The following is a 25389-nucleotide window of genomic DNA, read 5'->3' on the forward strand; positions in this document are numbered from 1 at the left end:
CGAATACGCAGGACGACCCACCATCAACACCATCACCCGTTAATGATCAGGCACGTTGCGACAACCACCCGAATCTGCCAACCGCCCGCGGTTAACAAAGGCGCACAGGGCTATGTCCTTTTGAGGTATTCGGCCACTTCCGCTGCCGGTAGCGGCTCGCTGATGTAGTAACCCTGAACCAACTCACAACCGGCGCTGCGCAGAAGATGCAGTTGTTCCGCCGTCTCCACGCCCTCTGCCAGTGACTGCATCCCGAGTGCTTTGGCAACTTCGACAATGGACGTGACGACCGCCGAATCACCTTCGCTCAGCTCGGTGATGAAAGATCTGTCGATTTTGAGAATGTCCACGGGCAGTTTCTTCAAACTCTCGAAAGACGAGTAGCCGGTTCCGAAGTCGTCCAATGCAATGACGATCCCCGTCGCGCGAAGACGGTCCAATTCGGCGACACCGAGACCGTCGACTGTTCCCGTTTCGGTGATTTCCAGCTGCAGGCGCTTACTCGGTAATCCGGACAATTCGAGTGCGTCCAGTACCCGTTCCCCAAACCCTGCCGAAATAAGCTGCGCTGGAGAAACATTCACTGTGACATAAGTGGACTCAGGCCACGTTGCTGCTTCGGTGCATGCCATGTGCAGCACCTGCAACCCGAGCGGGACTATCAGTCCTGTTTCCTCTGCCACATCGATGAAATGCCGCGGCGTGAGCAGTCCACGCACGGGATGATTCCAACGAAGAAGCGCTTCGAATCCCTCGACACGACCGTTCTCCGCCAGAACCTGAGGTTGGTAATACAGTTCGAACTGTCGAGCTTCGATTGCACTCCCGAGTTCCTGCAACGCAGATGCGCGCTCACTTGCCTGCGTGTGTAGCGCCGGAGAGTATCGCCCAACCCGGTTCTTTCCCGCGGACTTCGCCGCATAGAGGGCCAGATCCGCCGACATGACCAAGGTATCGGCGTCATCGGAATCGTCAGGGGCACTGGCATATCCAATCGACGCTCGCATCTCGATCCGGTTGCCATTCACGTAGAACGGCTCGCGCAACGTCTCCAAATAGTGCGCGAACATCGCGTTGCCGTCCCGCTCGCGTGATTCGCGAACGATCAGCCCGAATTCGTCACCACCGATGCGGGCACAGATCACACCTGCACTCGCTCGATTCAAGCGTGCGGCCACGGAAATCAGTAATTTGTCACCCACCGGATGTCCAAGCGTGTCATTCACGGACTTGAAATTGTCCAGATCGAGGATCCCGACAAATACCTGCTCTTCGGGGCGAAGCGAACCGAGTGCGGCAACGAGTTCGGTACCGAATGTCCGGCGATTGGGTAGCCCGGTCAGGCCGTCTGTTGCAGCCAGCCACAGAATCCGCCGTTCGTAGTTGTACTTCTCGGTGACGTCCGACCCGACACCGCGCCAGCCGAGAAACTCCGATGCCTCGGTAACTCTGGGATGTCCGGACAACGACCACCATCGGTCGACGCCTCCAGAACGAACCGGAACAACCACCTCGCGAAACGGCCTTAGTCGCTCGAGATGATCGTCGATCACAGCGAGCGAAGTTCGCCCACTCTTCGTCGAGCCGACCTCGAGGCGATCCAGCAAGCCTCGAAGCGATAACACCCTCAACTCGGAGACCGGTATACCCGATATCTGCGACAGCTGAATGGACGTATGGGACAACCTTCCGGTGTTGTCGACATCCCAGAGCCAGTCACGAGTTCCGCCTTCGAAGTCGTCGAGAAGCAGGCTGACGGTCTGACGCTCAGCGGCGGCCGCGAACTCGGCTAGGCATCTACTGCGGAACGAAGCCCAGAGGTACACGACACCGATCACCAACGTGACTGTGTACACGACTAATTGATACGAGAGGACGGCGTATTCGGTTGTCCCCTTGGGAAGAATCACGGCAAGTAATCCGATGCTGTGCACCAGAATCCAGACCACAGCTATCGAGCGAACCGTCGACAATGCCACCGCGCCGGCGCCCATCACGCCGGCGAATGTCGCGATCAGCACCAGCTTTCGCGAACTGTCGATCACGGGAAGCATTGCGGCAGCGAGAATGACAATCAGCAGGCCAAGCAGGATTACCTCGAGCATCAGAGCCCAGTAATCGTATTGTGTCGTGTGTTTGGGCCGGTATCGGTCCTTCAGAATGACCCGGGGTATCCAGACTCGCACCGAATTGAGAACCACGAGGAGGGCGGCGGTACCCCAGATCAACCGAAACTCGTCATGCCCCGGAGGTACGACGTAGACAAGCAACGCACACATGCTGAGCACGTTGACCAAGTTGGCCAGCGGAGCGACTGTCGTCACCTGCAGAATTTGTCGCGCGAAGAGGTCACGCCGTTCGAGATCAGACAATTCGGAGTCATTCCGACGCTCAGCCACTGTGCGCAGCATTCGACACCCCCATCATGGAGCCAACCAGATGACGGTAGCGCGTGCGCGAGGTCGAGACACACTATGGAAGGTTTTTGGGTTGTGAAACTTCCTGTTAAATCCGGCATTTCATACTTTTAGGACACTAGCGACTGTCGCGCACGCCGACCGGTTACGACGCATTCGCCGGATTACAGCTCGGAAGCGAGCGGAATTTCCTTCTCCGCGCGGTCGGTCATCCACTCACGCAAGACCTTGGTGGCGATGACGTCATCCTCGTTGTACTGCAGGATCCGTGTCCGTTGTGTCTCGTCCGGCTCACCGTCGTAGCCGACCGCCTCGCGGTACCACGCCATCGAGGCTTCACCACCGGCCTCGGCATCGCGCCAATGGAATCCGGCAACGGGCGCAATCTTTTTGAGCCCCTTGCCATCCGGGCAGATGAACTGGTCACTGACGGCTTGGTAGATGTCGACCCACTGCGGACTGTCGATGAACTCGCGGATCTCCTCTTTGGTCGGAATACCCGGTTCGCCCGCAAATCGCCGAGCAGAATCCAGAAGCCACTTGTCTTCCGCGGAACGTGAATAGCAGTACGCAGCAAAGGTTTTGCCGGATACGGCTGCGGCCGCACGCTCTGCCATCAGCCAACCCCAGAACTCCGCGAACGATCGCGCCTCGTCACGCGTCGGCAACGGATCCCACGTCGCAAATCCCCGATACATCGAGAAGCCACCGACATTGAGCAAAGTTCCCCACAGATAGGCGCCGTGCTCCTGGTAACTCTCCATGTCGACGTCGATCTCGATGTCCGCCCGCGTCACCGAGATCTTCTCGAAGCGTCGTACCAACGGAGCGCCCGCCAGCCACGCTTTTGCGATTACGACGGCGTCCTCGAAATTTCCGTGCGGCCAATCCTCGAGCGGCTCGCCCTCCCAGGCCGCAAGCTGATCGATGGTGTTGCATCCGGCGTCGCGCAGAAGCTCGGCCCTCGATCCCACGGCGACGAGGCTGACGTCGCGGTTGCGGACCAACTCTTCCTTGCACTCGATCCACCATGGGCACGATTTGCACTCACCGACCTGTGAGGGCGACGTCAGCACCTCGCCGCGCGCCACGGCAATCCTGTCGTCGTAGCGCTCGTCGTAATCCTCGAGAATCGCACTCAGGTCGTGAACGAGGATGCAGTCGCCGTTGTAACCGATCGCACCCGCCTGCAACGACGGACTTGCCAGTCCCCGGCGCTCGAGCATCCGGTAGACCTGCGCGACGCGCATCTGGTCGCGCACCTGGCCTCGTACCTTGCGCTTCGGATCGACCGCAGGCTCCCACTCGAACAGACCAGATGTGATCGCACCCTGTCCCGGGTCGGTGACCTTGTGGTTGACGACGATCACCGGGATATAGCCGCCGCCGTCGGTATCGCGGATCAGCATTTCGCATCGACCTTTGCGGCCGGTGTCGCGTTCGACGGGCAACACGGCGCCCCAGATGCGGTCAGCGCCGGCTTCGCAGGCGGCCAGGGTGTCGCGAGCTTGCGCCGCCGTCGACTGATCAGCGTTGATCCGCACCCAACGATCAGGAGCGGCACCGATCACCAGCTCCGCGATCTCCGCACGCTTGGCGGTTGCCGATTCCTGCCGCTGTTTGATGCCCGTGTCGAGAGGCTCCGACGCCCATTTGCCCGGAAACAATCCGTCGAGACGCACCCGATGACGGCAACGCGTCAGCGCCCCTGAATCGATCAGAGGGAGCGAGGGCGCGGGGCATTTATCGGAACACACGATGACGAAGATTATGTGCTCCCCTAGGCTGAAGCCGAAGCGCAGGTACCTGGCAGCGCACAAACACCTGGAAACGGGGTCCTTTTCGATGGGGTTGTTCAAGAAGCGAAAGTCTCGTGCCACCCGCAAGGCGGAGGCGAAGGCTCTCAAGCACAAGGCCGAGGTCGAGGCGAAACTCAACGCCAAGAGCCAACGCAAGCGCGACAAGGTCGAGACCAAGTCGATCAAGAAGCTGGAAAAGGCCGAGATCGATTCGACGCACAAGATCGAAAAGGCGCAGATCGCTACCTTGAAGGCCCAGGAAAAGGCCGCTGCAAATCAGGGTCTGACCGTTGCCAAGGTGCGCAAGTACCTGGGTGTCGCTCGCCTGCTGGCTCCGGTTCTGCTGCCGATCATCTACCGGGCAGCAACCGCAGTTCGGGGGCAGTTGGACACCGCGCGCGCTCAGAAGATGGGTATCGCCGTCGACCAGTTGGGCGACTACACGGGCCACGGAGCCAAGCTGAGCGCCCGCATCGCGGGAGCGGAAAGCTCGGTCACCGAGATCCTCAGCCACAAGCCGAACGACGCCGAGACGCAGCGGTTCGCCGCGGCCATCCGTGAGCGTCTGAGCGATCTGAGCACCGCAGTACGGGCAGCCGAGCAGATGCCGCAGGCTCGCCGCAAGGCCGCCCACCACGCTATTTCCACCGAACTCGACGGCGTAGAGGCTGATCTCCTCGCACGCCTCGGCGTCCGCTAGACCTGCTCGAGTGTCCACCGACGCGCCCACGACAGCACTCCTTCGGGGTAGTGCTGTCGGGGCTGTGTCGGCCGCTCTTGCCATCGCAGCGCACGGCCTGGCCGGCGGCGACGTACCGTCGGCGTCGTCGCTGACACTGCTGATCGCCGTGTGTTCGGTTATCGGTGCCGTCACCGGAACCCTCCCCGTTCTGACGCGCGGACCACTGCCGCTCATCGCGGCTCTCGGCGCCGGCCAACTGGCAGCGCACACCACCATGGCACTCTCTGTGCATTCTCATTCCCCTTCTCCGGCCCGTTCCCCAGGGCTGGCGATGCTCGGAGCACACATAGTCGCCACACTCGTCTGCGCGACCCTCGTCTTGGCTGCCGAGCGACTGTTCCGCGTCGTCACCCACGTCGTGCGCGTAGTGCTGTCAGCGCCGCCGACGCCCGTTGCAGCCCGAATCCGGCGATACCCGACGACACACCACCGCGGCCCCGTCGACGCTCTCCTTCGCGCCGGCATTTCGCCGCGTGGACCTCCCGCTCTGGTCTGAAGAACTCGCACTCATCCCTTCACCAGACCGAGAGGACACATTCACAATGAAGAACACCCTGATTTCGCGTGCGCTCATCACGGCAACAGCAACCGGCGGAGCCATCCTGCTTGCAGGCGGCATCGCGTCAGCGCACGTCAGCGTCGTCGCTCCGGGAGCGACTCAGGGCGGGTACAGCGTTTTGACCTTCCGCGTACCCACCGAATCCGACACCGCGTCGACCACCAAGGTGACGGTGGCTCTGCCCGACCTCAAGTCCGCGCGCACCGAACCGATGCCCGGTTGGACGGCCGTCGTCGAGAAGGATCCGACGTCGTTGGTCGCCAAGTCCGTGACCTGGACAGCAGATCCCGGCGTCGGCGTCGGCCCCGGCCAGTTCCAACAGTTCGTTCTCTCCGCCGGACCGCTGCCCACGCAGGACGAGGTCTCGTTCAATGCGGTGCAGACGTACAGCGACGGCAACGTCGTCAACTGGGATCAGGCAGCCCTCGCCGACGGCAGTGAGCCAGACAAGCCCGCGCCGTCCCTGACCTTGGCGGCCGCGACGGGTGACGCGCACGGGAGCAGTGACGATACCCACGCCGCGAACGAAACATCTGCGACAGAATCATCGAACGACAACACCGCCCGCTGGCTCGGAGGAGCCGGACTGGTTCTCGGCGCGCTCGGCGCTGCACTGGGCCTGGGCGCACTGGTGAGGAGCAAGCGTTCATGAGCACACGGATCTCGCGTACCGGATTGAAGGTCGTCACTGTCGGCCTACTTGCCATGCTCGCGTCGATGCTCGGAGTGGGCACGGCCGCCGCGCACTCCGCTGTGGTCGGGTCGAACCCCGAGAACGGCGCGTCCATCCAGGTTCCCCCGGACAACGTCTCCGTCAGTTTCAACGAAGCACTGCAAGCGCAGTTCGCTGCGTTGACCGTCACGGGGCCCGGGGACAGCCGCGACCAATGGACCAAGGGTGAGCCCTCCGTCGAGGGCGCGACTGTGAGTGTGGACCTGGGAGATCTGGGACCTGCCGGTGTGTACACGATTGCGTATCGCGTCACGTCCGCCGACGGTCACCCCGTCCAGGGAACGTTGAACTTCACACTCACCGAGGCCGGTCCCGGCGCACCGGTCACCCCGGCCGCGTCGGCTGGTGACAGTTCGTCGTCCGAGTCGTCGAGCAGCATCCCGGTCTGGGGATTCATCCTCGCCGGTGTCGTCGTCTTCGGCGGCGCGCTGTTCTTCGTGCTGCGCAAGCCGAAGTCGAGCTGATCCTGTGAGCGGTACGGCAAACAAATGGTGGTTGCTGTTTGCCGTACCCACAGCACTTCTGGGAGTGCTGATCGCCTGGGGACTGGCAAGCCCAGCCGGCCCTGAGGCGTCCAGCACGGTACGTGTCCTCGCCATCGGATGTGGTTCCGTCACACTGGGAATCGCCACACTTGCCTGGATGGGCCGGGGCGAGCGCCGGCCGGCTTCCCCCAACGCCGCGATGTGGACACAACTCACCGCCATCGCCGCAGTGTGGCTGGTTGCCGAAATCGCTTTGCTCGCACTGAGTGCTGCTGCCGCCGACGGACAGCCGATCACGGCTTTGACCGTCGGCCACTTCGCCACTTTTGTCGGCGAAGTCAATGTCGGCCGGGTGGGAGCAGCCATCATCGTGTGCGCTTTTGCTGTCGTCTGCTACGGCGTGTACGGATTCAAGAACCCTGAAACAGTGCCCGTCGCACCGGCATTGGTTGTCACCGCACTTGCTCTCGCCACCCGCCCCATCACCGGTCACATGGCGCAGCAGAGCTTCGGTTCCGTCCTCGACGCCGTCCACGTACTCGCCGCCGGCCTGTGGTTCGGTGTCCTCGCCGCACTCGCACTCGCCATGCCCGCTCGCGGCGCCTGGGCACTCTGGCTGCCGAAATACTCTGCCCTCGCCTGGCGATGCGTTCTCGCACTGATCATCACGGGAACCGTCAACGCGGCCGTACGACTCGAATCGCTGTCTGCCTTCTACGACACCGCGTACGGCCGCGTCGTCCTCGCCAAGCTCGTTGCCGTTGCCCTGCTCCTCGGGTTGGGGTGGTGGTGGCGTCGTACGTGGGTGGTCGCGAGCGCCGCCCACCGCATGAGCGCCGAGGGATCGCTACGCCGCGCAATCGGCGAAGTTGTGCTCATGGCAGTGGCTTTCGGCCTGGCTGCGGCGTTGGCGACAACTGCCTGATCCACTTCCTGGTATCTGCCGGGTCGATGACGTCGTCCAACTCGAATATCGTTGCCGCCATCAGCGCCTTGCCCTGCGCATAGGCCAGTTCGACGAACTGACCGAACAGGGTGTCCCGCGCCGCCGGATCCTCGACTGATTCGAGTTCCTTCCGAAAACCCAGTCGTACAGCGCCTTCGAGCCCCATCGGCCCGATCTCGCCGGTCGGCCAGGCCACCGTGAACTCGGGTGCGTGGAACGACCCACCGGCCATTGCCATGGCTCCGAGACCGTAACCCTTACGAAGAATCACCGTCCCGAACGGCACCGTGAGCCTCGCCCCGGCCACGAAGAAGCGACCGAACCGGCGTACCGTCGCCTGTTCCTCCGAATCCGGTCCCACCATGAATCCCGGAGTGTCACAGAGCGTGACCAGTGGAATCCGATGCGCCTCACACAGTTCCAGGAAGTCCGACGCCTTGTCTGCCGCTTCCGCATCGATTGCCCCACCCAGATGCTCACTACTGTTGGCGAGCACGGCAACAGCGGCGCCTTCCACCCGGATCAACGCCGTCACGACGCCGCGGCCGTAATCGCGCCGCAACTCCAGGACCGAATCGACGTCGGCTATCGCCTCGACGGCTCGCCGCACATCGTACGAGCGCAGCCGGTTTTCCGGCACTACATGCCGAGCCGGCCGAGGATCAGGCGCCATCCACTGGTGCGTCGCCCCCTGGAAATAGCTGAGATACTTCTTTGCCAATTCGACTGCCTCAGCGTCGTTCTCGGCAACTACGTGTACAACACCGTTCCGCCGCTGAATGTCGATCGGGCCGATGTCCTCCGGACGGAAGGTGCCCAGTCCACCGCCCTCGACCATTGCCGGGCCACCCATTCCGATAGTCGCGTCCGGCGTGGCGATCAGAACATCGCACGCACCCGCCAATGCCGCATTGCCCGCAAAACAACGACCGGATACGACGGCCACCAACGGGACTCGGCCGCGCAGTGCCGCCATCGCCCGGAAGGTACCCAATTCGAGCCCTGACCCGGCTCCCGCATCCGTATCACCGGGGCGACCACCACCGCCCTCTGCGAACAACACCACGGGAACACGCTTACGGGCGGAGAGCGCAAGCAACCGGTCCGTCTTGGCATGATTGCGCATGCCCTGCGTACCGGCAAGAACCGAGTAATCGTACGAAATGACAACGCTCTCGGCGCCGTTGATCGTCGCCACACCACCGATCAATCCGTCTGCGGGAGTGTTCGCAATGAGGTCTTCTTCGCTCCGGCGACTACGCTGAGCCGCCACGGTCAATGCGCCGTATTCGACAAAGCTGCCGTCGTCGATCAGGTCGTCGACATTTTCGCGGGCCGTCCGACGACCCAGCTTGTGCCGCTTGGCCACCGCTTCCGGCCTCGCCGCATCCAAGGTCACCTCATGTCGGGCAAGGATTTCCGCGAGATCGCGGCGCACCAGATCGAGGTCGACGGCCTCGGAACGCCCCACTCTCTCAGTCGCTGCGGCATCCCGCACCACCATGAGCGGTTCACCGGCAACCACAGCTTTGCCGACGCCGCGCAGTACCCGAATCACCTCGACATCGGACTCGGCAGTGAGGACGTGCTGCATTTTCATCGCTTCGAGCACGGCAGCCTGACCGCCCTCGTGAACGACATCGCCGACGGCCGCAATCTCGACAACTATTCCGGCCATCTGCGCGCGCACCACCATCTCACCCTGCACGGCAACAGGGTGGGGCGCGGTTGGGGAAACCTCGACTGCCGGGACGAGGTCTGCGATCCGTCCCTCCAGCCACTCGAGATCGACGACGCCGTCACGGAAATCCTTCTCCGACAGAATTGCTCGCAGGAAAAGTAGGTTGGTCGCCACCCCGTCTATCGCAAACTCGTCGAGCGCGGCGATCGACTTGCGTACTGCCGCAGCAAAATCTGCCCGACGGGTGTGTGTGATCACCTTCGCCAGCAAGGAATCGTAGCGTGCGCTCGGCGACAAACCCGGCGCACCGAAGGTGTCGACGCGCACTCCCGGGCCGCTCGGCGGCGCAAACACGTCGAGCGTTCCGGTTTCCGAACGCGCACCGCCGTCGCGCGTCATTGTTTCCATGTTGACCCGCACCTGGATTGCTGTGCCCGACGCCGCCGCAACCGTTCCCCGGTGACCAGAAACCCCGGCTGCACAGGTAATCCCGCCGGGCAGACCCAATGATTCGAAACTCACGTCGTCGGCGATCATCAACTGCACGGCGACAAGGTCGACGCCGCTCACCTCTTCGGTGACGGTGTGTTCCACTTGAATACGCGGGTTGACCTCGAGGAAAACGAATCCCCGCTCTTCGACGAGAAACTCCACCGTTGCGATCCCACGGTATCCGGCGTCCGCACACAATCTCGCCGCGGCGGAATGCAATCGATCGCGAAGAGGTTCCGAAAGACCTTGCGCAGGAGCGACTTCGACAAGCTTTTGATGCCGGCGCTGAACACTGCAATCGCGATCACCCAGGGCCAGTGCACAGATACCCGTCGCGCCAGGCGCCGAGACAACCTGCACCTCGATATGGCGAGCGCGTTCACTGAGCACCTCGGCAAACAGTGCGGCACTACCGAAGCCTGCCTGAGCCTCTGCAGCACACGCACGGTAGGCGTCGTCGAGCGAATCCAGGTGGCGCACCACCCGCATACCGCGGCCGCCGCCGCCCGCAAGTGCCTTGATCATGATTCCTTGCGAATGTCGCGCAAAGAACTCCCGCACCTCGTCGAGACTTGCATCGCCCGCCGTCGCCGGTAGCACCGGAATCCCGGACCGGTCAGCAGCGGTACGCGCACGTGACTTGTCCCCGAAGACGTGAAGCACCTCAGCGCTCGGACCCACGAATACAAGACCGGCACTGGCACAGGCCCGCGCGAATTCCGGATTCTCACTGAGGAATCCGTATCCGGGGTGGATATGCGTGACTGAGGAATCGAGGGCGATCGACAGCAGCGTGTCTTGATCCAGATACGCGGACGCGCCGCTGCCCTGCAGGGGAAACGACTCCGTCGCCGCTTCGACGTGCGGACTTGCTGCGTCATCGGCGGCATAGACGGACACGGTGTCGATCCCGAGTTCGCGGGCTGTTCGAATGATTCGCAGAGCAATCTCGCCTCGATTGGCGATCAGCAGTCTCATGTCGAGGTTTCGCAGTCAGTCACCGCCACAGTGTGTTTTGAGGTTGACGTCAATGTCAAGCATGGGCGATCACCCGCGACACTGGATCACCCGTAGCACTAGATCAGGTCGGCATACAGATAAACGTTGTCCTGGTAGTTACCGATCCCATCCGTGAACTCCAGTTCGCCACCACACGTGACCACAGCCAGCTTGCGCGGACCCTCCGGTCCGGCGAGAACGCTCTCCTCGATTCCGTCTGCCTTCGCACGCGACACCACCGAGGTGACCCGCCACCGGGTGCTGTTGCCGGCAGCATCGGACGTGCGGATCTCCTGCCCCGGCTCGACCGTCCCGAGGTCGAACAACGCACCGTTTCCCTGACCGGCAAGATTCACGTGCCCGGCGATCAGCGTTGTGCCCGTCGACGAATCCAATGGCGCACCGTCCAACCAGATCCCGACCTCACTGACGTCGCCGGGAGGGGTCAAGACTCCGTCGATGACGCTCGCGTCGACGATCGGTGCCTGCACCCCGAGCGGATCGAGGGACAAGGTGGCAGGCACCATCTGGGCGGCCGCAGCAGCACCTACTGCCGGCGGTGCTTGGCCGGCTGTCGGCGCCGGCGGTATCGCCGTGCTCTCGTCCGCCCGGGTACCGAGGTAGGTCATGAACAGACCCACAGTTACCGCGACAATTATTGCGGCAGTGGCAAATACACGAGACTTGCGCCTACCCGCAGGTTCCGCGGAGCTGCCGGGCTCGTCCGGTACGGGATTCTGTTCCATCGACGTCATCAGAGATGTTCCTTCGTGTGAACGTGAAATGTCGTGAACGAGCACCGTCCGGTGCCGACGGGGAGAGTCGGCACCGGACGTTGATCGATCGAGTTACGAGCGGCGGCGGCGGACGGCAATCGTGCCGCCGGCAGCGAGCCCGATCAGGCCGAGTCCCGCAATCGCAATTCCGACGTGCGGACCTTCAGTCTCGTCAGCCGCGCCACCGTCGATGGACGTCGGACGCTGACCCGTCGGAGCCTTCGGGGTCGTCTGCGTGACCACACGCGGGGTTGCCGGAACCGTGGTCGGCGCTGGGGCAACCGGCACTCCGGGAATCACCGGAATGATCGGGATAATCGGAATGATCGGAATGACGGGAACGGTCACGTTGGGCTTGGTCGTCGTCGGGACGGTCGTGGTCGGCACGGTGGTGGACGGCGTCGTGGTCGGGACAGTCGTGGACGGCGTCGTGGTCGGAGCCGCATCAAAGGTCACGCTCGCATCACCCTTGAGCCTGGACGGGGTGACGGTATTGAACGTCGCGAAAACCTGGCACTCGGCGCCGGCGTTGTTCCAGTGGATGCTCTCGAACGAGCTGGGCGCGCCGGAGACGGATACCTTGACCTCACCAGTGCCCGAGGACGTGACACACAGCGCGACGCTGGTGGGATCATTCCCCTCACCGCTGACAACGAGGGTGTTACCGGTCAGCTTCACATTGGCGCTCGGCTCACACAGTTCCAGAGTCGCGCCTGCCGGCGTACTCACGGTGAGCGGCTTTCCGTACATGTTGGTGGACACCGTAAATGTGGCCTTGCCGCCATTGGCAAGCGTGCCACTGGCCGGGTCCGTGAGCGAGATGTTCAGGGTGGGTGTCACATTCATGATCCCGAGAATCCGAGCCTGCTCAGCGGGGCCGAGATCGGCGTCGCAATCGACTACGGCGTCGGTTCCCTCCAGATACTCCTTGTCCGATACGCACCAGATAAGCAGCTGGCGGTTCGCCCTGTTCTGGGCCGTCGAATCATCAGCGACACCACCCGGGGTGAACGGGTGAGGATTCTGAATCAGGTAACTGATGAGCAGTTCCTGTTCCTGAGTCAGACGGTCGTTGCCGCCGACCGGAAGCGTCGGCCCTACTGCGTTGAACTGCCCGTCTTCCGCGTACCCGGGTTCACCATCCGGCGAGATTTCATCGCACGTCTCTTCCTTCATGTCGGTGCAGTACATCCACTCCGACTGTGGACCGCTGGCGTCGGCGACGTCTCGCACACCACAAATGGGTGCCGGTGACCGCTTGTCGTTGTTGTAGTACAGCGGCACCACATTTCCGGCGTTGTAGTAGTCCAGGCGCACACGATCGATAACCATGTCGTCAGCGAAGGGGTAACCTGCCGATGTCTGAGTGCCTTCGCACATCGGCGCAGTGAAGGCTGCCGACGCCGGCGCCGCGGTTGCCGGCCCCGCTAACCCGGCGACAATTCCACCGACCAGGGCAAGCGTCGAGACGGCGGACACTGACGCCAACCCGATTTTTTTCCGCCGCACTACGGCTGATGACAATGTGTTCATGGACGATCTCCTCGAGACGTAACAGTTGGGGCACCCAGCAGGCCAACATGGCATTAGCCACGTGATTGCCAACACAGTTCGATGATTGAAACTTGCTGTGCGCTTGCTGTCAAACGTCACTATTCGGCGGAAAACGCACATATCGCCGCAAAACAGCCAAAAGGTTTGTTATGTGGCGCTCTGCCCGAAACGCATAGACAAACCGGGATAACCTGCACATTTGTCCACAATTCCGGACACGTCCAGCAGTCTTTCACCGGCCACGTAAAAAATCGTCACAAATTCAACAATCAGCACAGTTACACCTCGATAGCTGTGCTTGAAAATAGCTGAAAGGTAGTAAATCGGGCATCCAAAGCCCTGCTGGTTAACGCGCACATGAATGAAGCAACGCGTTTCAAACTGCGTTATTCGCCCCTTGGGGGTAGACACCAAGGCGCACAGTCCTGTGGTCCCGCGGTACGAAATGTCGACACCGACCACACGAAATCAACCAGACAACCGTAATCTTTCCGACTAAGGACTGACCGGTCTGAAGGGTGCTCAGCTCACGTGTTGCAGAGCTCGGCACCTGCTGTCCACTTTGCTCCAGAAGGAGATCAAGCGATGCCCGAAAACGCTGGGCCGATGACGCCTCTTCAGATCAAGAATGCTGCGGCAGATTTGATGCCTGCGCTTCGAAACGAACTGATCGAACTGGTACGGATACCGTCGGTCGCAACCGACGGTTACCCCGCAGCACCGCTCTTCGAGGCTCACGACTACATCGTGTCGCTCTTGGAGAAATCCGGGGTCACCCAGATCGATCGTCTCGAGATTCCGGGGAAGACAGCCCCGGTGATCCTGGCGACCATTCCCGGACCGGTTGGGGCGCCCACGGTCCTCATGTACTCGCACTACGACGTCGTTCCCGCCGAAGACCTCGAGCTGTGGGACACACCGCCCTTCGAGCCCACCGAACGCGACGGCGCGCTCTACGGCCGCGGCACGGCGGATTCCAAGGCAAACGTGATCGGCATGATCGGCGCCCTTCGCGTCTTCGACGGAAAACCGCCGGTGACAGTCAAACTCGTCATCGAAGGCCAGGAAGAATTCGGCAGCCCCTTCGACAACTATCCTCCCGAAGCCCCGGAACTCTTCCAGTCAGACGCCATGGTGATCGCCGATGTGGGAAGTGTTCGCCCCGGCTCACCCACCCTGACCGTCGCACTGCGCGGATCTGCCCAGGTGATCGTGGAACTGACCACCCTCGGAGCCGACAAACACAACGGCCTCTACGGCGGCGCCGCTCCCGACGCCCGCCTCGCGCTCATCCGCGCACTGGCATCACTGCATGACGACAACGGTGACGTCGCCGTCGCCGGCCTGCTGCGCGAGGAATGGACGGGAAGCAGCTACACCGACGAAGAATTCCGCACCCTCGCCGAAGTACGCGACGGACTCCCCCTCCTCGGCACCGGCGGAATCGGTGAGCGGATCTGGTCCGGGCCCGCGATCACCGTCACCGGAATCGACGCACCGCCCGTCGACGGCGCAGTCAACGCCGTCGCGAGCACCGCACGCGCGGTGATCAACCTCCGCGTGCATCCGCGTCAGCCTGCATCCGAAGCGCAGGCCGCGCTGGTCCGCCACCTGCAGGCGCTACGCCCGTTCGGCCTCGAACTCGACGTCAAAGCCGGAGAAACCGGGGACGGATTTGCCGCAGAACAGGGTGGTCCCGCATTCGACGCCGCCATGTTCGCGCTCTCGCAGTCATGGGACGGCGAAGCCGGTCAGATGGCCGGCGGCGGTTCCATCCCGATCGTGATGGCGCTCGACACCGCCGTGCCCACCGCCGAGAAACTGCTCTTCGGCGCAACAGACGGGTACGCAAACATTCACGGCCCCAACGAGCGTGTACTTCTCGACGAATTCGAAAAAGCCGTTGTCGCCAAAGCTCTGTTCTTCCAGGAGTACGCCCGCACATTCGAAGGAAAGAAATGAGCACCAAGACCGAAGAAGGCGCCGCGCAAACCCCGGCGAAGAAGAAGTTCGAGTCTCCCGGCGCCGTCACGATGCTTGCCATCGTCACGGTATTGGTATGGGTTGCCGCACTGTTCATTCCGGCCGGACGCTTCGGTGTCGACGTCGACGGGTCGCCCGTCCCCGGTAGCTTCGAAACCGTCACTTCCCCGCTGACGTTCTGGGAACGAATTCAGCAGCTGATTCTCTCGCCAGTCAACGGCCTCTACGGTGTCCAGGATTCACTCACCGGATTTGTCGACACCGACAACATCGGACGGCTCTTCGGCTCCGTCGGTGTCGTGCTGTTCATCATGGCTCTCGGCGCCTTCATCTCAGTCAGCTTCGCCACCCGCAGCCTCGAAACCGCTGTCTCGCAACTAGCCACCAAGCTCAGCGACAAGGGCTGGCTGCTCATCACCGTCATCATGGTGCTGTTCTCGCTGCTCGGTTCGACCATGGGCTTCTCCGTCGAGACGTTCGGCTTCTACGCACTCCTCATCCCCCTGATGACGGCTCTCGGTTACGACCGCATGGTCGCGGCGACGATGATCATCCTCGGCGCACTGGTCGGCAACATGGCGTCGACGGTCAACCCGTTCTCGATCGGCGTCGCGTCAGGTGAAGCCGGCGTCTCCATCGGCGACGGCATCGTCCTGCGTGTCATCCTGTGGGTCGTATTGACCGCAGTGGCAGTGGTATTCGTACTCCGCTACGCCGCCAAGGTGAAGAAGGACCCCAGCACTTCGATCGTCGGATTCGACGTCGACGACGAGGATGACGAGGAGGCGCCGCCACCCGTCGACATCGACAGCAAGCTGACCGGGATTCAGAAACTGGTCCTCGTCATCACCGGACTCACCTTCGGTTTGATGATCTTCTCCGTCATCCCGTGGTCGAGCATCTTCGGCGGCACCACCGGGCCGGCCGAGTACGACGCGTACCACGTCACCGCCACCGAGCCGTACTGGTTCGAATTGAACTGGTGGTTCCCGCAACTGGCGATGCTGTTCATCCTCGCGGCCGTCCTCGTCGGCATCGTCGCCAAGATGGGCGAGAAGAAAACCGTCTCACTGATCACCCGTGGTGCCGGTGACATGGTCGGGCCTGCCATTGTCATCCTGCTCGCTCGCGGCGTCTCCGTCATCATGACCAACACCGAAACCCTCGACACCATCCTCAATGCGATGGAGCAGTTGGTCTCCGGCGCGTCCGCGGGTGTGTTCGCGATCCTCGTGATGCTCGTCAACATTCCGCTGGCATTCCTGATTCCGTCCAGCTCCGGACACGCCACTCTCGCGATGCCGTTGTTGGCACCGTTGGGCGATTTTGCCGGGGTCAGTAGATCTTTGGTGATCACGGCCTTCCAGATGGGCCACGGCCTGATGCTGATGGTTGCACCCACCAACGTTGTCGTTGTCGGCGGACTCGCGATGGCCAAAGTCGGCTACGACAAGTTCCTTCGCTTCGTATGGCCACTACTGTTGATCAACTTCGTGATCGTGGTTGTCGTGATCGGCGCCGCCGCGGTTCTCGAGTAGCAATGGGGTCAGGCGTGGTCGGCGCTGCGAGCTGCCTCTTCGAGGCGGTCTCGGTATTCAGCCCACCACGCCTGATCACCCGGCGCGACGTTGGCGTTGTCGGATCGCAGACCCGCAGCGCCGTCGATCATTTCGCGCACGATGTCGGCGTGACCGACGTGGCGATGAATTTCCGTGACGACGTGCACGAGTATCTGATGCAAGGTGACCTCGCGACGCTCCGGCGGCCACGTCTTCACCTCGCCCGGCGCATCCAAATCCAGATCACTGATCGTGGCGTCCGAAAATGCCCACGTGCGACGGTACGTCTCGAGTATGTACTCCCTGGATTCGTCTGCGCGGGCCCACATATCGACATTGGGCTCGTCCGAACGCAACCACTGCGGCAGGTCAGGCACCCGGCGTCCGAACACCGGGCCGAAGTACCCGAGTTCTACGCCGATCATGTGCTTGACCAATCCGAGCAGATTGGTGCCGGTGGGCGTCATCGGTCGCCGGATGTTGTACTCCGACAGTCCTTCGAGCTTCCAGAGCAAGGCGTCTCGAGCCGACTGAAGGTACCGCTGCAGATCGGTCTTGTCGTGCACACGTGTCATGCCTGTCAGTGTTGCACCGACACCCACTCTCCCGTGAGATAGTGAGCCGGAGAGCTGATTTCCCCTATATCAACTACCGAATATCAACTACCGAATATCAACTACCGAGTGGAGTGAGCAGTTGACCGCGGTCGAAGATCTGGCCGAAGTGGCGTCGCGCGCCGTGGCAGCCGAAACCGAGGTTCGTTCGGTCCGATGGCAAAGTCGAACGGCGGTCGAGAAGGCGGCAACCACTGCCCGGAATTTGTTGGACAAGGATCGAGCGGCGCTGAGCCAACCTACGTACAGCGGACTCTCGCCGTCACCACACATGGCCCGCCAACTCGAACTGATCACCCGCCTTCAGCCCCCGCTACCCGCCGACGCCAGCATCGGCGCCGCAGCGCAAGCCGAAGCCGATGCGGTAGCGGCGGTCACCACGGCCCGAATTGCGCTCGAAGCAGCGCATCTCGCAGTTCTCGAAGCTCGTGTCGCCGCACTCGATGCCGGCGACAGCGACGACGTTGCCGCTGCGATCCGCGGCTATGTTCCGCTCGCAGCCGGAAACCCCGCGGTGCGGCATCTGCAGGACCTCGGCAGCCGTATACGCGAGGAATTTCGACACGTATTCAACGGGAAACCTCGATCCATTGCGTTCCGCCTGGGCTTGAGTCTCGGGCTCGGGTTCGCGTACCTCGCGTTCATCCGATTTTTCCAGTGGGACAGCAAGGAAGACCGCCTGCCCTACCTGGCTCTGTATGCACTGTCAGGCGTCGTCGGCAGTGTCGTCTGCACCAATTCTCTGAGCTTCGACGCCGGCCGGGTGCGCGCCGCGCTCTCCGGCGGCACTCGCCTATGGCACGTGCTGGTCGCCAAGAACATCGTGATGCTGATCCTGGTCGGCGCCGCCGGCTTCGTTCTCAGCGTCGTTCTGTCATGGCGCGCCGGAGACAGCACCGAATTGCTGAAAGCCTGCGGCCAGGTCCTGACGATGATCTTGCTGTGGCTCGGAGTCGCCAATGTCATGTCCGTGAGCTTGCCGTTGCGCGCCGAACCGATTCTCCAACGGCGCTACGACGGCACGTGGAAACCCTTCCTACTCTCCTTCGCGATTTCATACGGTGTCGGGTTGATCGTCAATCTCATGCTCTACTGGCGTGTTTGGGCAAAGACGACGCTCCTCGAGCAGATGGGCGGGCCGTGGATTCCGGTGCTCATGCTGGTTGTGAGTGCCGCTGCGACGTGGTTACTCCTGACGGTGCTGGCAGTGCTGCTGGCCGAGCAGCCGCGGTTCCGTCGCGCGTTGCAGCGCGAGATGATCGTCTACCGCGACGCTGCCGAAACCGTGAAAGCGTAGAAACCAGACAGTCGGACTATCGTTGCAGATGATCATTTCACCAGGCCGGAACACCGGCCTCGAAGAAGGAACAACAGACCTGATGGCCAGTCAAGACCAGTTCGGTCCGATCGAATATGTTGCCGTCGAGTTTCCCGACGGCTCGGTAACTGCCGATGGTTTCGAGCAGTTGCTCGAGACCGTCGACAACGGATCCATCCGCATTCTCGATCTCGAGTTCGTTGTCAAAGCTGCGGACAACTCGCTGCGCGTGGTTCCGGCATCCACGTTCGACATCGCAGATTTTGATCTGTCCCAGTTCGACGGTGCCGCGTCCGGACTGCTCGACGCCGGCGACATCGCCGCCGTGGGCGAGGGCATCGCGGCCGGAAGTGTTGCAGCGGTTCTCGTCTACGAGGAGCTAGCTGTACTTCCCGTTCTGGATGCCTGGGTTCGCAGCGGTGCCCGAGTAATCACCGAAGGCCACATTTCACTCGACGAGCTGGAATCAGCATTGAACGAGACGGAGAACAAGGAATGAGCTTCCTGAGGCGGGCCGGCCGCGTAGCTGTCGCGAGCTCCATCCACGGAAATGTTCAGCGCCGGCAGCGAACTCGCTGGGCCGCCGAAGACCAGGCCAAGGCGGCACAGGCAGCACAAGCTGCTCCCCCGATTCCGGATCTGCCGCCGCTGCCGCCCCAGACTGCACCCGCGCCGTCGATGGACGCGAAGATCGAACAGCTCACCAAACTCGGTGAGCTCAAAGCTGCCGGCATCCTCACCGACGCCGAGTTCGACTCCCAGAAGGCCCGGATTCTCGGGAACTGAGACCGCGGGCATCTATCGCACCGAGGCCGCTGGTCAATTCGTCCGACTCCATCAACGAATGCAACCAGGTCGGCGAGTCGAGTGACTTGTCGTGAAGTGCGCGCACCGCGCGTGCCGCAAACGCCGCCGTAGCCCGTGACTGATTCCGGCCAGACGCCCATAGCGTCGGGCCGGTTTCGGTGCGGGCCATGGTAATCCAGCGATCCGAACCCCACATTTTCTTGGGTACCATCTTCTGCAAAGGTGGTACCCACGTCATCGCAGCCAAACCGAGCGTCGCCGCGGACGTGTCCAGACGCAAGTAGGTTCTCACCGACACACCGAGATCGCGCGTCAAAGCATGTTGATCGGAGAAGTCCGCGCGCACGGCCGGACCCTTGCGGTAGCCGGGCACGTCGGCCGGGACGTCGAAGACTTTCATTCCGGTGTAGTTGCGGACAAGTTCACCGCCCGGATCACGAAACCGGGTACCCAGCATTCCGTACGTCCACGCCGTGGCCGCGGGACCGTGAAGCTCGCCACCGCCAAGACCCACCATGATGTCGACCGGACCGCTGCCGAGTCGATGTGCCTCCGCTGCAAGAACACTGGTCAATCCCGGCGCCAATCCCACACCCAGCAGCACGGGGCCGTCGACCTTTTCCAATGCATCGCAGTACGACGACGTCGCGGTGATATCCACAAAAGTGGCTCCACTGCGCACTGTCTGCTGCGCCAACCTGATGTCTTCGAATCCTGAAGCGTTGACCACTACGTCGTAGCCCGACACAGCCTGAGCGTAGGCGTCGAGGTCAGTCAGATCGACGGCCACATCAGCCCGAGCGGCATTGCGCCCCGCGGAGGACGCGGACACCGTGGAGTCTGTGCTGAACTGCTCCATCAATGGAATCCCCACCGCGCCATAACCGCCGAGAACCAACACCTTCATGTTTGTTACCCTCCAAGTCGCTAGAGCTTCACTCTAGAGCTAAACTTCAGTCCATGGTGGGGGTAGAGAAAGTGGCAGATGTGTCCGCGCGATCCAAGATCATCGAAGCAGCACGACGCGTCTTCGTGAATCCCGGTTATGCGGCAGCGACCATCAAGCAGTTGGCCGAGGCGGCCGACGTTTCCGTGCAAAGCGTGTACTTCGTGTTCGGCAACAAACCGAGCGTGTTGTCGGCGCTACTGGATGTCGCGGTTGCCGGTGACGAAGCCCGCGTGAGCACTCTCGACCGGCCGTGGGTGGCCGCCGCACTCGGCGCCCCGCATCCGCTCGGGCAACTGCGCATTCAGATTCACCATGCTCGGCTCATTCTCGAACGAACCGCAGATATCCTGCTGGCCTTGCGAGCGGCCGCCTCCGCGGACGAGGACGCAGCATTGCTGTGGCATACCAATCTCGCTCAGCGGCGAACCGTGCAGCAGCACCTCATGATCGGGCTCGTGGAGAAAGATCCGTCGGTCGATCTCGAGACCGCGATCAACGTCGCACTTACTTTGACGAGCGCCGAGACCTACACCGATCTCGTCGTCGAGTCGGGGTGGACCGGGGAGCAATACGAGGAATGGGTTGTCGGCACACTCGCCGCCACTCTCGGCCTGGACCAATCGAAGAAGTCCAGGCCGCGCCGCGTGTGATCAGGCTTCAGGTTTGTCTCAGGCTTTAGGTTTGTCGAGAGCGTGCCGCGGGTTGTTCCACAGTCGCTCTGTCAGATCGTGGAAAACTGCCAGAGTGATCGTGTCGTCGTCACGGCGAAGCAACGATTGACTGACCGTCGCGCGAACCAAAGTACTGTCGGCGTGGACAAATTCCTTGATCGACCCCGGCTCGGAACTCAACTCGCGGTGAGCCTGCTCCGCACTGACGTCGTCGGCGTCCTTGTCGTACAGGATGTCCTGCAGACGCAGTGCAGCGACGGCTTTCTTCGGGTAACCGAGCATGTCGGCAAAGGACGGATTGGCAAAAACAATGCTGCCGTCGCGGTGTACGGCCACCACCGGAACCGGCAACCTGTCCAGCAGGATCAACGGCGGCATCTGCTCGAGATCTGCGATCGGTGATTGCGTCGGCGGCGCAACATTGCGGCGGCGTTCCATAACACGTCCTCTCATGTTGCCCAGTCGCAACAGTCTAGCGTCCCAGCAAATCGTCGGTTGACTTCCGGTTCGAGAGTTTCGACGGTCACTGGAGACCACGCCCCCGCAGTCAGGCCGCGAATACCTCCCGATCGACTGTCAAGGATCCATCAACCACACGATAGACATTATCCATCCGATGCAGGTGTCCGCGGTCGTGTGTCACGAGAAGAGTTGCAGCATTGTGTTCTCGCACGACTCCGATGATCAAATCCATGACCGCCGCGCCCCGCTCCTGATCGAGTGCGCTCGTGGGCTCGTCCACAACCAACAGTTGCGGATCGTTCATCAAGGCGCGCGCGAGATTCACCCGCTGACGCTGACCACCGGACAGTTGCCCAGGCCGCTTCCCGCTGTGATCCGCCAATCCAACCGCGTCCAGCAAATCCATCGCTTTTTCCTTCGCAGCTTTACGACGCGCCCGCGACGTGAACACGGACTGCCCCAGATGCGCCATCACCTCGAGCTGTTCGAGTGCGGTCAACGACGACACCAGATTGGATTGCTGGAACACGATGCCGATGGACGTGCGCCGAAGTTCGGACGCGTCCCGGCGACTGAGTGTCGCAAGATCCGTAGCCTCGCCGCCGGCACGCAGGTACACGTGGCCGGAGTCCGGGCGAATAAGCGTCGACGCCACCGCGAGCAGGCTGGACTTGCCCGAACCCGACGGGCCGGTGATCGCGGCAATCTCCCCGCGATCAAGCCGCAAGGACACGTCATCGAGGGCTGTGACGCGGGATTGCCCGTCGGGGAACGTGAGGTTGACGTTTTGGATGTCGAGAACAGTGCTTCCGGCTGCAGAGGTCATCGCGAACTCCCTAGTGCTGTGAGCGGATCAGTGGTGAAGAGGAATCGAAGAGCAAACGCGGCGCCGAGCAGGCCAAGCCCGATGAGCGCCACTGCGGGCGTCAGAGTCGTCGACGCGTCCAGGACGAACGGCATCGAATCACCGATCACCGAGCCGGCGATCGCGGTCAAGCCAATTCCCAGTGACACTCCGACGACCAGCACGATGAACGCCTGGCCAAGGGCGTCGCGGACCAAGGAACCCGATGTGGCGCCGAGCGCTTTCAGCGTTGCGATATCCGGCATGCGCTGGATCGTCCACACCGTGAAGAATGCGCCGATCACGAGAGCCGAAATCGCCAGAAGCATCACCGTCATCAAGGTCAACGACCCGTTCTCGGACTTGTACGACCCGATGGCATCGAGCGACCCGGTCACCGTCGTCGACGTGGTTGCTGCCGCGTCGTCGATCGACGACGCATCCGATGTTCCGGAAACAGCCAGGATGGTTGCCACCCCGCCGCGCGGATTCAGATCCTGCCAATCCGCGAGCGTCATCCAGACGACGGGAGTGTGGCTGTACCAGTCGTCGCCGCGAACAGCACTGACCGTGAACTCCTCGGAACCGACACTGACTCGGTCCCCGGCGGCTGCGCCCAGGTCACGAGCTGCGCCTTCACTGAGGACCACCGTTCCGGGGGCAGCGGGTGTCAGATCACCGAAGCCTCCGTCAGCGCCGAACAGCGCCACCGACTTCTGATTCGAGCCCACCACAGCGGCTTTACCGCGGCCGATGCCAACAGGATCCACAGTCTGTGCGCCTGCCGTCCAGGCTGCGAGTTGATCAGCAGTGAGCGCCGATTCGTCGAACGACGCACCAGCCCCGGTATCGGCGAACACGACGGTATCCGCTTTCATCGATTCGATGGCAGACACGTTCTGATGGCGCAGCCCGGCGGTCAAACCGCTGAGAAAGCTGACCAGAAGTGCAACCAACAGAACCACCGTCGAGATCAGCGCGAAACGACCTCGCGCTGCCCGTAAGTCCCTCATCGCGACAAACACTGTGAATTCCTTTCCTGTGCTTGCCTCTACACTCCCGCTGATACACGCTCTCTCCATCGCACCTCGGACGGACATCGCGACCAACCGAAGTACGATCCCCGATTACAACTTTTGATGGATGGCCAGGCGCCGAACCTGGTTATGCTGGGCGAGATGCACCGATCACCGCTCACACCCGTTTTTGCCGGCCTCCAACTCGGCCTGCACATACTGGTTGTTGCGCTGGCCGGCGTCGTTTTCCTGAGGGCGATCGTCGACGAAACCGCGGCGACGCCGTACATCATCGTCCTGACGCTGATCTTCACCGCGATCTACCTGTTCGGGGTGCTCAAGCGCCTACGCGGAAAGGCCGCGCGCTGGTGGCTCGGCTTGCTGACACTGGTGTGGATAGTGTTGATGGCATTGTCCGCCGAGGCCGCTTACCTCGTTTTCGGCTTGTTCTTCCTCTACGTTCACCTGCTGCGACGCCCCTGGAGCCTGGTTGCGGTAGTGAGCGCGACGTCGGTCGCGGTAATCGGAACGGGTCTGCACCGAGGGTGGTCCATCGCGGGGGCAATCGGTCCGATGATCGGCGCCGCTGTCGCGGTTGCCATCGGTTTCGGCTATCAAGCACTGTACCGGGAAGCCGCCGAGCGCGGCCGTCTGATCGACGAGTTGATGAACACCCGCGAGGAATTGGCGTCGACGTCACGAGATGCCGGCAAGCTTGCAGAACGCGAGCGACTGGCCGCCGAAATTCACGACACTGTTGCACAAGGCCTTTCGAGTATCCAGATGCTGTTGCATGCAGCAGAACGCGCCGATCCGAACAGTCCCGCCGTGCGGCAGATCAGCCTTGCGCGAGAAACCGCGGCAGACAGCCTTGCCGAAACCCGGCAACTGATAGCGGAATTGACACCAGCGGCACTCGAAGGGCAGTCACTCTCCGATGCCCTCGGCCGAATCTGCGAGCGCGCGTCCAGCGCTCACCTCGAAGCCCGCTCCGTGGTCGAAGGCGAACCGATCGCACTTCCGATGCCACTCGAGGCAACTCTCGTCCGGATCGCGCAAGGAGCAGTGGCCAACGTCCTGCGCCACGCCCACGCCACTCGAATGGCCGTGACACTCACGTATTCCGCGGACACCGTCAGCCTCGATATCGTCGACAACGGTGTCGGGTTCGACATCTCGGTCCTGAATCACGGACCCGCCGAATCTTTTGGACTCAACGCGATTCGGCGACGCGTCCAATTGCAAGGGGGCACCTTCGACATCGAGTCGGAACCGGGGCACACTGCAGTCACCGTGACCTTCCCCCTCGAGATCGGCGACGAATGATCCGTTTACTCCTGGCCGACGATCACGCCATCGTGCGAGCCGGCCTGCGCGCTCTTCTCGAGAGCGAACCCGACATCGAAGTGATCGGCGAAGCGGGAACCGCCGAAGAAGCCATTGCGTTCTGTGCCACCACACCAGTCGACTTGGTACTCATGGATTTACGGTTCGGTCCCGGAAAGTCAGGCGTCGACGCCACCCGAGCTGTCTGCGCACTGCCGCAACCACCACACGTTCTCGTGGTGACCAATTACGACACCGATGCGGATATCCTCAGCGCCGTCGAAGCCGGAGCCAGCGGATACCTGCTCAAGGACACTCCACCGCCAGAACTCCTTGCGGCCGTCCGCTCGGCTGCTGCAGGTGACAGCGTTCTCTCTCCCGCAATCGCATCCAAGTTGATGACCCGTGTCAGAAAACCCGAAACCAGCCTCAGCCCAAGAGAAATCGAGGTGCTGAAGCTGGTAGCGGCCGGAAAATCGAACCGTGAAATCGGCAAGGAATTGTTCCTCAGCGAGACCACGGTGAAATCTCACCTGGTCCATATTTTCGGCAAGCTGGGTGTGAAGTCACGAACCTCTGCCGTCGCCCGGGCACGAGAGTTGGGCTCGATCTAACCTGTCCGATATGCACCTTGAATCGAATGGATGTTCGAGTATA

24 protein-coding genes are annotated in these 25389 nt (G+C 62.1%); 13 read left to right on the forward strand and 11 right to left on the reverse strand.

What is annotated here, in order from left to right:
* Window positions 1–110: 110 nt before the first annotated feature.
* Complete coding sequence (locus ACFRFQ_RS12250; RefSeq protein ID WP_378657466.1) at window positions 111–2324, reverse strand: putative bifunctional diguanylate cyclase/phosphodiesterase; 2214 nt, start codon at window positions 2322–2324, stop codon at window positions 111–113.
* A 257-nt stretch (window positions 2325–2581) separates the two neighbouring features.
* Window positions 2582–4138, reverse strand: a complete 1557-nt coding sequence (locus ACFRFQ_RS12255; RefSeq protein ID WP_378658559.1) for a TM0106 family RecB-like putative nuclease — start codon at window positions 4136–4138, stop codon at window positions 2582–2584.
* A gap of 124 nt (window positions 4139–4262) precedes the next feature.
* Here ACFRFQ_RS12255 and ACFRFQ_RS12260 point away from each other — a divergent pair, with 124 nt between their 5' ends.
* The 5 genes from ACFRFQ_RS12260 to ACFRFQ_RS12280 are packed head-to-tail and all read left to right on the forward strand — an operon-like array spanning window position 4263 to window position 7660.
* Window positions 4263–4916, forward strand: a complete 654-nt coding sequence (locus ACFRFQ_RS12260; protein ID WP_138873531.1) for a DUF6474 family protein — start codon at window positions 4263–4265, stop codon at window positions 4914–4916.
* A 10-nt stretch (window positions 4917–4926) separates the two neighbouring features.
* Window positions 4927–5454, forward strand: coding sequence for a hypothetical protein (locus tag ACFRFQ_RS12265; RefSeq protein ID WP_378657469.1), 528 nt, complete (start codon window positions 4927–4929; stop codon window positions 5452–5454).
* Between the two features lie 46 nt (window positions 5455–5500).
* The gene (locus ACFRFQ_RS12270) at window positions 5501–6169 is read left to right on the forward strand and encodes a YcnI family protein (RefSeq protein WP_378657472.1); all 669 of its coding nucleotides are present in this window, start codon (window positions 5501–5503) and stop codon (window positions 6167–6169) included.
* A complete protein-coding gene (locus ACFRFQ_RS12275; RefSeq protein WP_378657474.1) occupies window positions 6166–6714 on the forward strand; it encodes a copper resistance protein CopC in 549 nt (182 codons plus the stop codon). Before ACFRFQ_RS12270 ends, ACFRFQ_RS12275 begins: the two co-directional genes overlap by 4 nt.
* A gap of 4 nt (window positions 6715–6718) precedes the next feature.
* The gene (locus ACFRFQ_RS12280; protein ID WP_378657477.1) at window positions 6719–7660 is read left to right on the forward strand and encodes a CopD family protein; all 942 of its coding nucleotides are present in this window, start codon (window positions 6719–6721) and stop codon (window positions 7658–7660) included.
* Here ACFRFQ_RS12280 and ACFRFQ_RS12285 read toward each other — a convergent pair.
* The 4 genes from ACFRFQ_RS12285 to ACFRFQ_RS12300 form a co-directional block, all read right to left on the reverse strand.
* Window positions 7611–10832, reverse strand: a complete 3222-nt coding sequence (locus tag ACFRFQ_RS12285; protein ID WP_378657480.1) for a carboxyl transferase domain-containing protein — start codon at window positions 10830–10832, stop codon at window positions 7611–7613. The genes ACFRFQ_RS12280 and ACFRFQ_RS12285 overlap by 50 nt on opposite strands.
* Window positions 10833–10930: 98 nt before the next feature.
* Entirely contained in the window at window positions 10931–11608 is a 678-nt protein-coding gene (locus tag ACFRFQ_RS12290) for a class F sortase (protein WP_378657483.1), read from the reverse strand.
* A gap of 93 nt (window positions 11609–11701) precedes the next feature.
* On the reverse strand, window positions 11702–13162 hold the full coding sequence (locus tag ACFRFQ_RS12295; protein ID WP_378657487.1) for a hypothetical protein: 1461 nt from the start codon (window positions 13160–13162) through the stop codon (window positions 11702–11704).
* 168 nt (window positions 13163–13330) lie between these two features.
* On the reverse strand, window positions 13331–13594 hold the full coding sequence (locus ACFRFQ_RS12300) for a hypothetical protein (protein ID WP_378657489.1): 264 nt from the start codon (window positions 13592–13594) through the stop codon (window positions 13331–13333).
* A 174-nt stretch (window positions 13595–13768) separates the two neighbouring features.
* Here ACFRFQ_RS12300 and ACFRFQ_RS12305 point away from each other — a divergent pair, with 174 nt between their 5' ends.
* Both ACFRFQ_RS12305 and ACFRFQ_RS12310 read left to right on the forward strand, forming a co-directional pair.
* Complete coding sequence (locus ACFRFQ_RS12305; protein WP_378657491.1) at window positions 13769–15145, forward strand: M20/M25/M40 family metallo-hydrolase; 1377 nt, start codon at window positions 13769–13771, stop codon at window positions 15143–15145.
* Complete coding sequence (locus tag ACFRFQ_RS12310; RefSeq protein ID WP_378657494.1) at window positions 15142–16704, forward strand: YfcC family protein; 1563 nt, start codon at window positions 15142–15144, stop codon at window positions 16702–16704. Before ACFRFQ_RS12305 ends, ACFRFQ_RS12310 begins: the two co-directional genes overlap by 4 nt.
* Before the next feature lie 8 nt (window positions 16705–16712).
* Here ACFRFQ_RS12310 and ACFRFQ_RS12315 read toward each other — a convergent pair whose 3' ends face one another.
* The gene (locus tag ACFRFQ_RS12315) at window positions 16713–17300 is read right to left on the reverse strand and encodes a DinB family protein (protein WP_378657497.1); all 588 of its coding nucleotides are present in this window, start codon (window positions 17298–17300) and stop codon (window positions 16713–16715) included.
* A gap of 121 nt (window positions 17301–17421) precedes the next feature.
* On the opposite strand from ACFRFQ_RS12315, the gene ACFRFQ_RS12320 reads away from it, so the two are divergent.
* The 3 genes from ACFRFQ_RS12320 to ACFRFQ_RS12330 are packed head-to-tail and all read left to right on the forward strand — an operon-like array spanning window position 17422 to window position 19443.
* Window positions 17422–18636, forward strand: a complete 1215-nt coding sequence (locus ACFRFQ_RS12320) for a hypothetical protein (protein ID WP_378657499.1) — start codon at window positions 17422–17424, stop codon at window positions 18634–18636.
* A gap of 28 nt (window positions 18637–18664) precedes the next feature.
* The gene (locus ACFRFQ_RS12325; RefSeq protein WP_378657502.1) at window positions 18665–19156 is read left to right on the forward strand and encodes a hypothetical protein; all 492 of its coding nucleotides are present in this window, start codon (window positions 18665–18667) and stop codon (window positions 19154–19156) included.
* Window positions 19153–19443 carry an SHOCT domain-containing protein gene (locus tag ACFRFQ_RS12330; protein WP_378657505.1) on the forward strand — a complete coding sequence of 97 codons (291 nt, stop codon included), beginning with the start codon at window positions 19153–19155 and terminating at the stop codon, window positions 19441–19443. Before ACFRFQ_RS12325 ends, ACFRFQ_RS12330 begins: the two co-directional genes overlap by 4 nt.
* Here ACFRFQ_RS12330 and ACFRFQ_RS12335 read toward each other — a convergent pair.
* On the reverse strand, window positions 19394–20371 hold the full coding sequence (locus tag ACFRFQ_RS12335; protein ID WP_378657507.1) for a hypothetical protein: 978 nt from the start codon (window positions 20369–20371) through the stop codon (window positions 19394–19396). The genes ACFRFQ_RS12330 and ACFRFQ_RS12335 overlap by 50 nt on opposite strands.
* Window positions 20372–20424: 53 nt before the next feature.
* Here ACFRFQ_RS12335 and ACFRFQ_RS12340 point away from each other — a divergent pair, with 53 nt between their 5' ends.
* Window positions 20425–21063 (forward strand): TetR/AcrR family transcriptional regulator, encoded by a 639-nt coding sequence (locus ACFRFQ_RS12340; protein WP_378657509.1) that lies wholly within the window; start codon window positions 20425–20427, stop codon window positions 21061–21063.
* An 18-nt stretch (window positions 21064–21081) separates the two neighbouring features.
* On the opposite strand, the gene ACFRFQ_RS12345 is transcribed toward ACFRFQ_RS12340, so the two are convergent.
* The 3 genes from ACFRFQ_RS12345 to ACFRFQ_RS12355 form a co-directional block, all read right to left on the reverse strand.
* Window positions 21082–21522 (reverse strand): PAS domain S-box protein, encoded by a 441-nt coding sequence (locus tag ACFRFQ_RS12345; RefSeq protein ID WP_378657512.1) that lies wholly within the window; start codon window positions 21520–21522, stop codon window positions 21082–21084.
* A gap of 109 nt (window positions 21523–21631) precedes the next feature.
* On the reverse strand, window positions 21632–22372 hold the full coding sequence (locus tag ACFRFQ_RS12350; RefSeq protein WP_378657514.1) for an ABC transporter ATP-binding protein: 741 nt from the start codon (window positions 22370–22372) through the stop codon (window positions 21632–21634).
* Window positions 22369–23415: an ABC transporter permease gene (locus ACFRFQ_RS12355; protein ID WP_378657516.1), complete on the reverse strand. Its 1047-nt coding sequence runs from the start codon at window positions 23413–23415 to the stop codon at window positions 22369–22371. The genes ACFRFQ_RS12350 and ACFRFQ_RS12355 overlap by 4 nt, the downstream gene beginning before the upstream one ends.
* Window positions 23416–23529: 114 nt before the next feature.
* Between ACFRFQ_RS12355 and ACFRFQ_RS12360 the strand changes: the two genes are divergently transcribed.
* Both ACFRFQ_RS12360 and ACFRFQ_RS12365 read left to right on the forward strand, forming a co-directional pair.
* Window positions 23530–24732 (forward strand): sensor histidine kinase, encoded by a 1203-nt coding sequence (locus tag ACFRFQ_RS12360; protein ID WP_378657519.1) that lies wholly within the window; start codon window positions 23530–23532, stop codon window positions 24730–24732.
* The gene (locus tag ACFRFQ_RS12365; protein WP_378657522.1) at window positions 24729–25346 is read left to right on the forward strand and encodes a LuxR C-terminal-related transcriptional regulator; all 618 of its coding nucleotides are present in this window, start codon (window positions 24729–24731) and stop codon (window positions 25344–25346) included. The genes ACFRFQ_RS12360 and ACFRFQ_RS12365 overlap by 4 nt, the downstream gene beginning before the upstream one ends.
* Window positions 25347–25389 lie beyond the last annotated feature (43 nt).

The sequence above is a fragment of the Rhodococcus sp. NPDC056743 genome, from assembly GCF_042790355.1.
Lineage (GTDB): Bacteria > Actinomycetota > Actinomycetes > Mycobacteriales > Mycobacteriaceae > Rhodococcus_F.

Bases quoted from the DNA above. Each gene is read 5' to 3' on its own strand.
- ACFRFQ_RS12285 (WP_378657480.1), bottom strand. From the start codon at position 10,832: ATGAGACTGCTGATCGCCAATCGAGGCGAGATTGCTCTGCGAATCATT.
- ACFRFQ_RS12305 (WP_378657491.1), top strand. From the start codon at position 13,769: ATGCCCGAAAACGCTGGGCCGATGACGCCTCTTCAGATCAAGAATGCT.
- ACFRFQ_RS12310 (WP_378657494.1), top strand. From the start codon at position 15,142: ATGAGCACCAAGACCGAAGAAGGCGCCGCGCAAACCCCGGCGAAGAAG.
- ACFRFQ_RS12345 (WP_378657512.1), bottom strand. From the start codon at position 21,522: ATGGAACGCCGCCGCAATGTTGCGCCGCCGACGCAATCACCGATCGCA.
- ACFRFQ_RS12340 (WP_378657509.1), top strand. From the start codon at position 20,425: ATGGTGGGGGTAGAGAAAGTGGCAGATGTGTCCGCGCGATCCAAGATC.
- ACFRFQ_RS12365 (WP_378657522.1), top strand. From the start codon at position 24,729: ATGATCCGTTTACTCCTGGCCGACGATCACGCCATCGTGCGAGCCGGC.
- ACFRFQ_RS12325 (WP_378657502.1), top strand. From the start codon at position 18,665: ATGATCATTTCACCAGGCCGGAACACCGGCCTCGAAGAAGGAACAACA.
- ACFRFQ_RS12260 (WP_138873531.1), top strand. From the start codon at position 4,263: ATGGGGTTGTTCAAGAAGCGAAAGTCTCGTGCCACCCGCAAGGCGGAG.
- ACFRFQ_RS12360 (WP_378657519.1), top strand. From the start codon at position 23,530: ATGGATGGCCAGGCGCCGAACCTGGTTATGCTGGGCGAGATGCACCGA.
- ACFRFQ_RS12315 (WP_378657497.1), bottom strand. From the start codon at position 17,300: ATGACACGTGTGCACGACAAGACCGATCTGCAGCGGTACCTTCAGTCG.
- ACFRFQ_RS12290 (WP_378657483.1), bottom strand. From the start codon at position 11,608: ATGACGTCGATGGAACAGAATCCCGTACCGGACGAGCCCGGCAGCTCC.
- ACFRFQ_RS12275 (WP_378657474.1), top strand. From the start codon at position 6,166: ATGAGCACACGGATCTCGCGTACCGGATTGAAGGTCGTCACTGTCGGC.
- ACFRFQ_RS12335 (WP_378657507.1), bottom strand. From the start codon at position 20,371: ATGAAGGTGTTGGTTCTCGGCGGTTATGGCGCGGTGGGGATTCCATTG.
- ACFRFQ_RS12330 (WP_378657505.1), top strand. From the start codon at position 19,153: ATGAGCTTCCTGAGGCGGGCCGGCCGCGTAGCTGTCGCGAGCTCCATC.
- ACFRFQ_RS12295 (WP_378657487.1), bottom strand. From the start codon at position 13,162: ATGAACACATTGTCATCAGCCGTAGTGCGGCGGAAAAAAATCGGGTTG.
- ACFRFQ_RS12350 (WP_378657514.1), bottom strand. From the start codon at position 22,372: ATGACCTCTGCAGCCGGAAGCACTGTTCTCGACATCCAAAACGTCAAC.
- ACFRFQ_RS12270 (WP_378657472.1), top strand. From the start codon at position 5,501: ATGAAGAACACCCTGATTTCGCGTGCGCTCATCACGGCAACAGCAACC.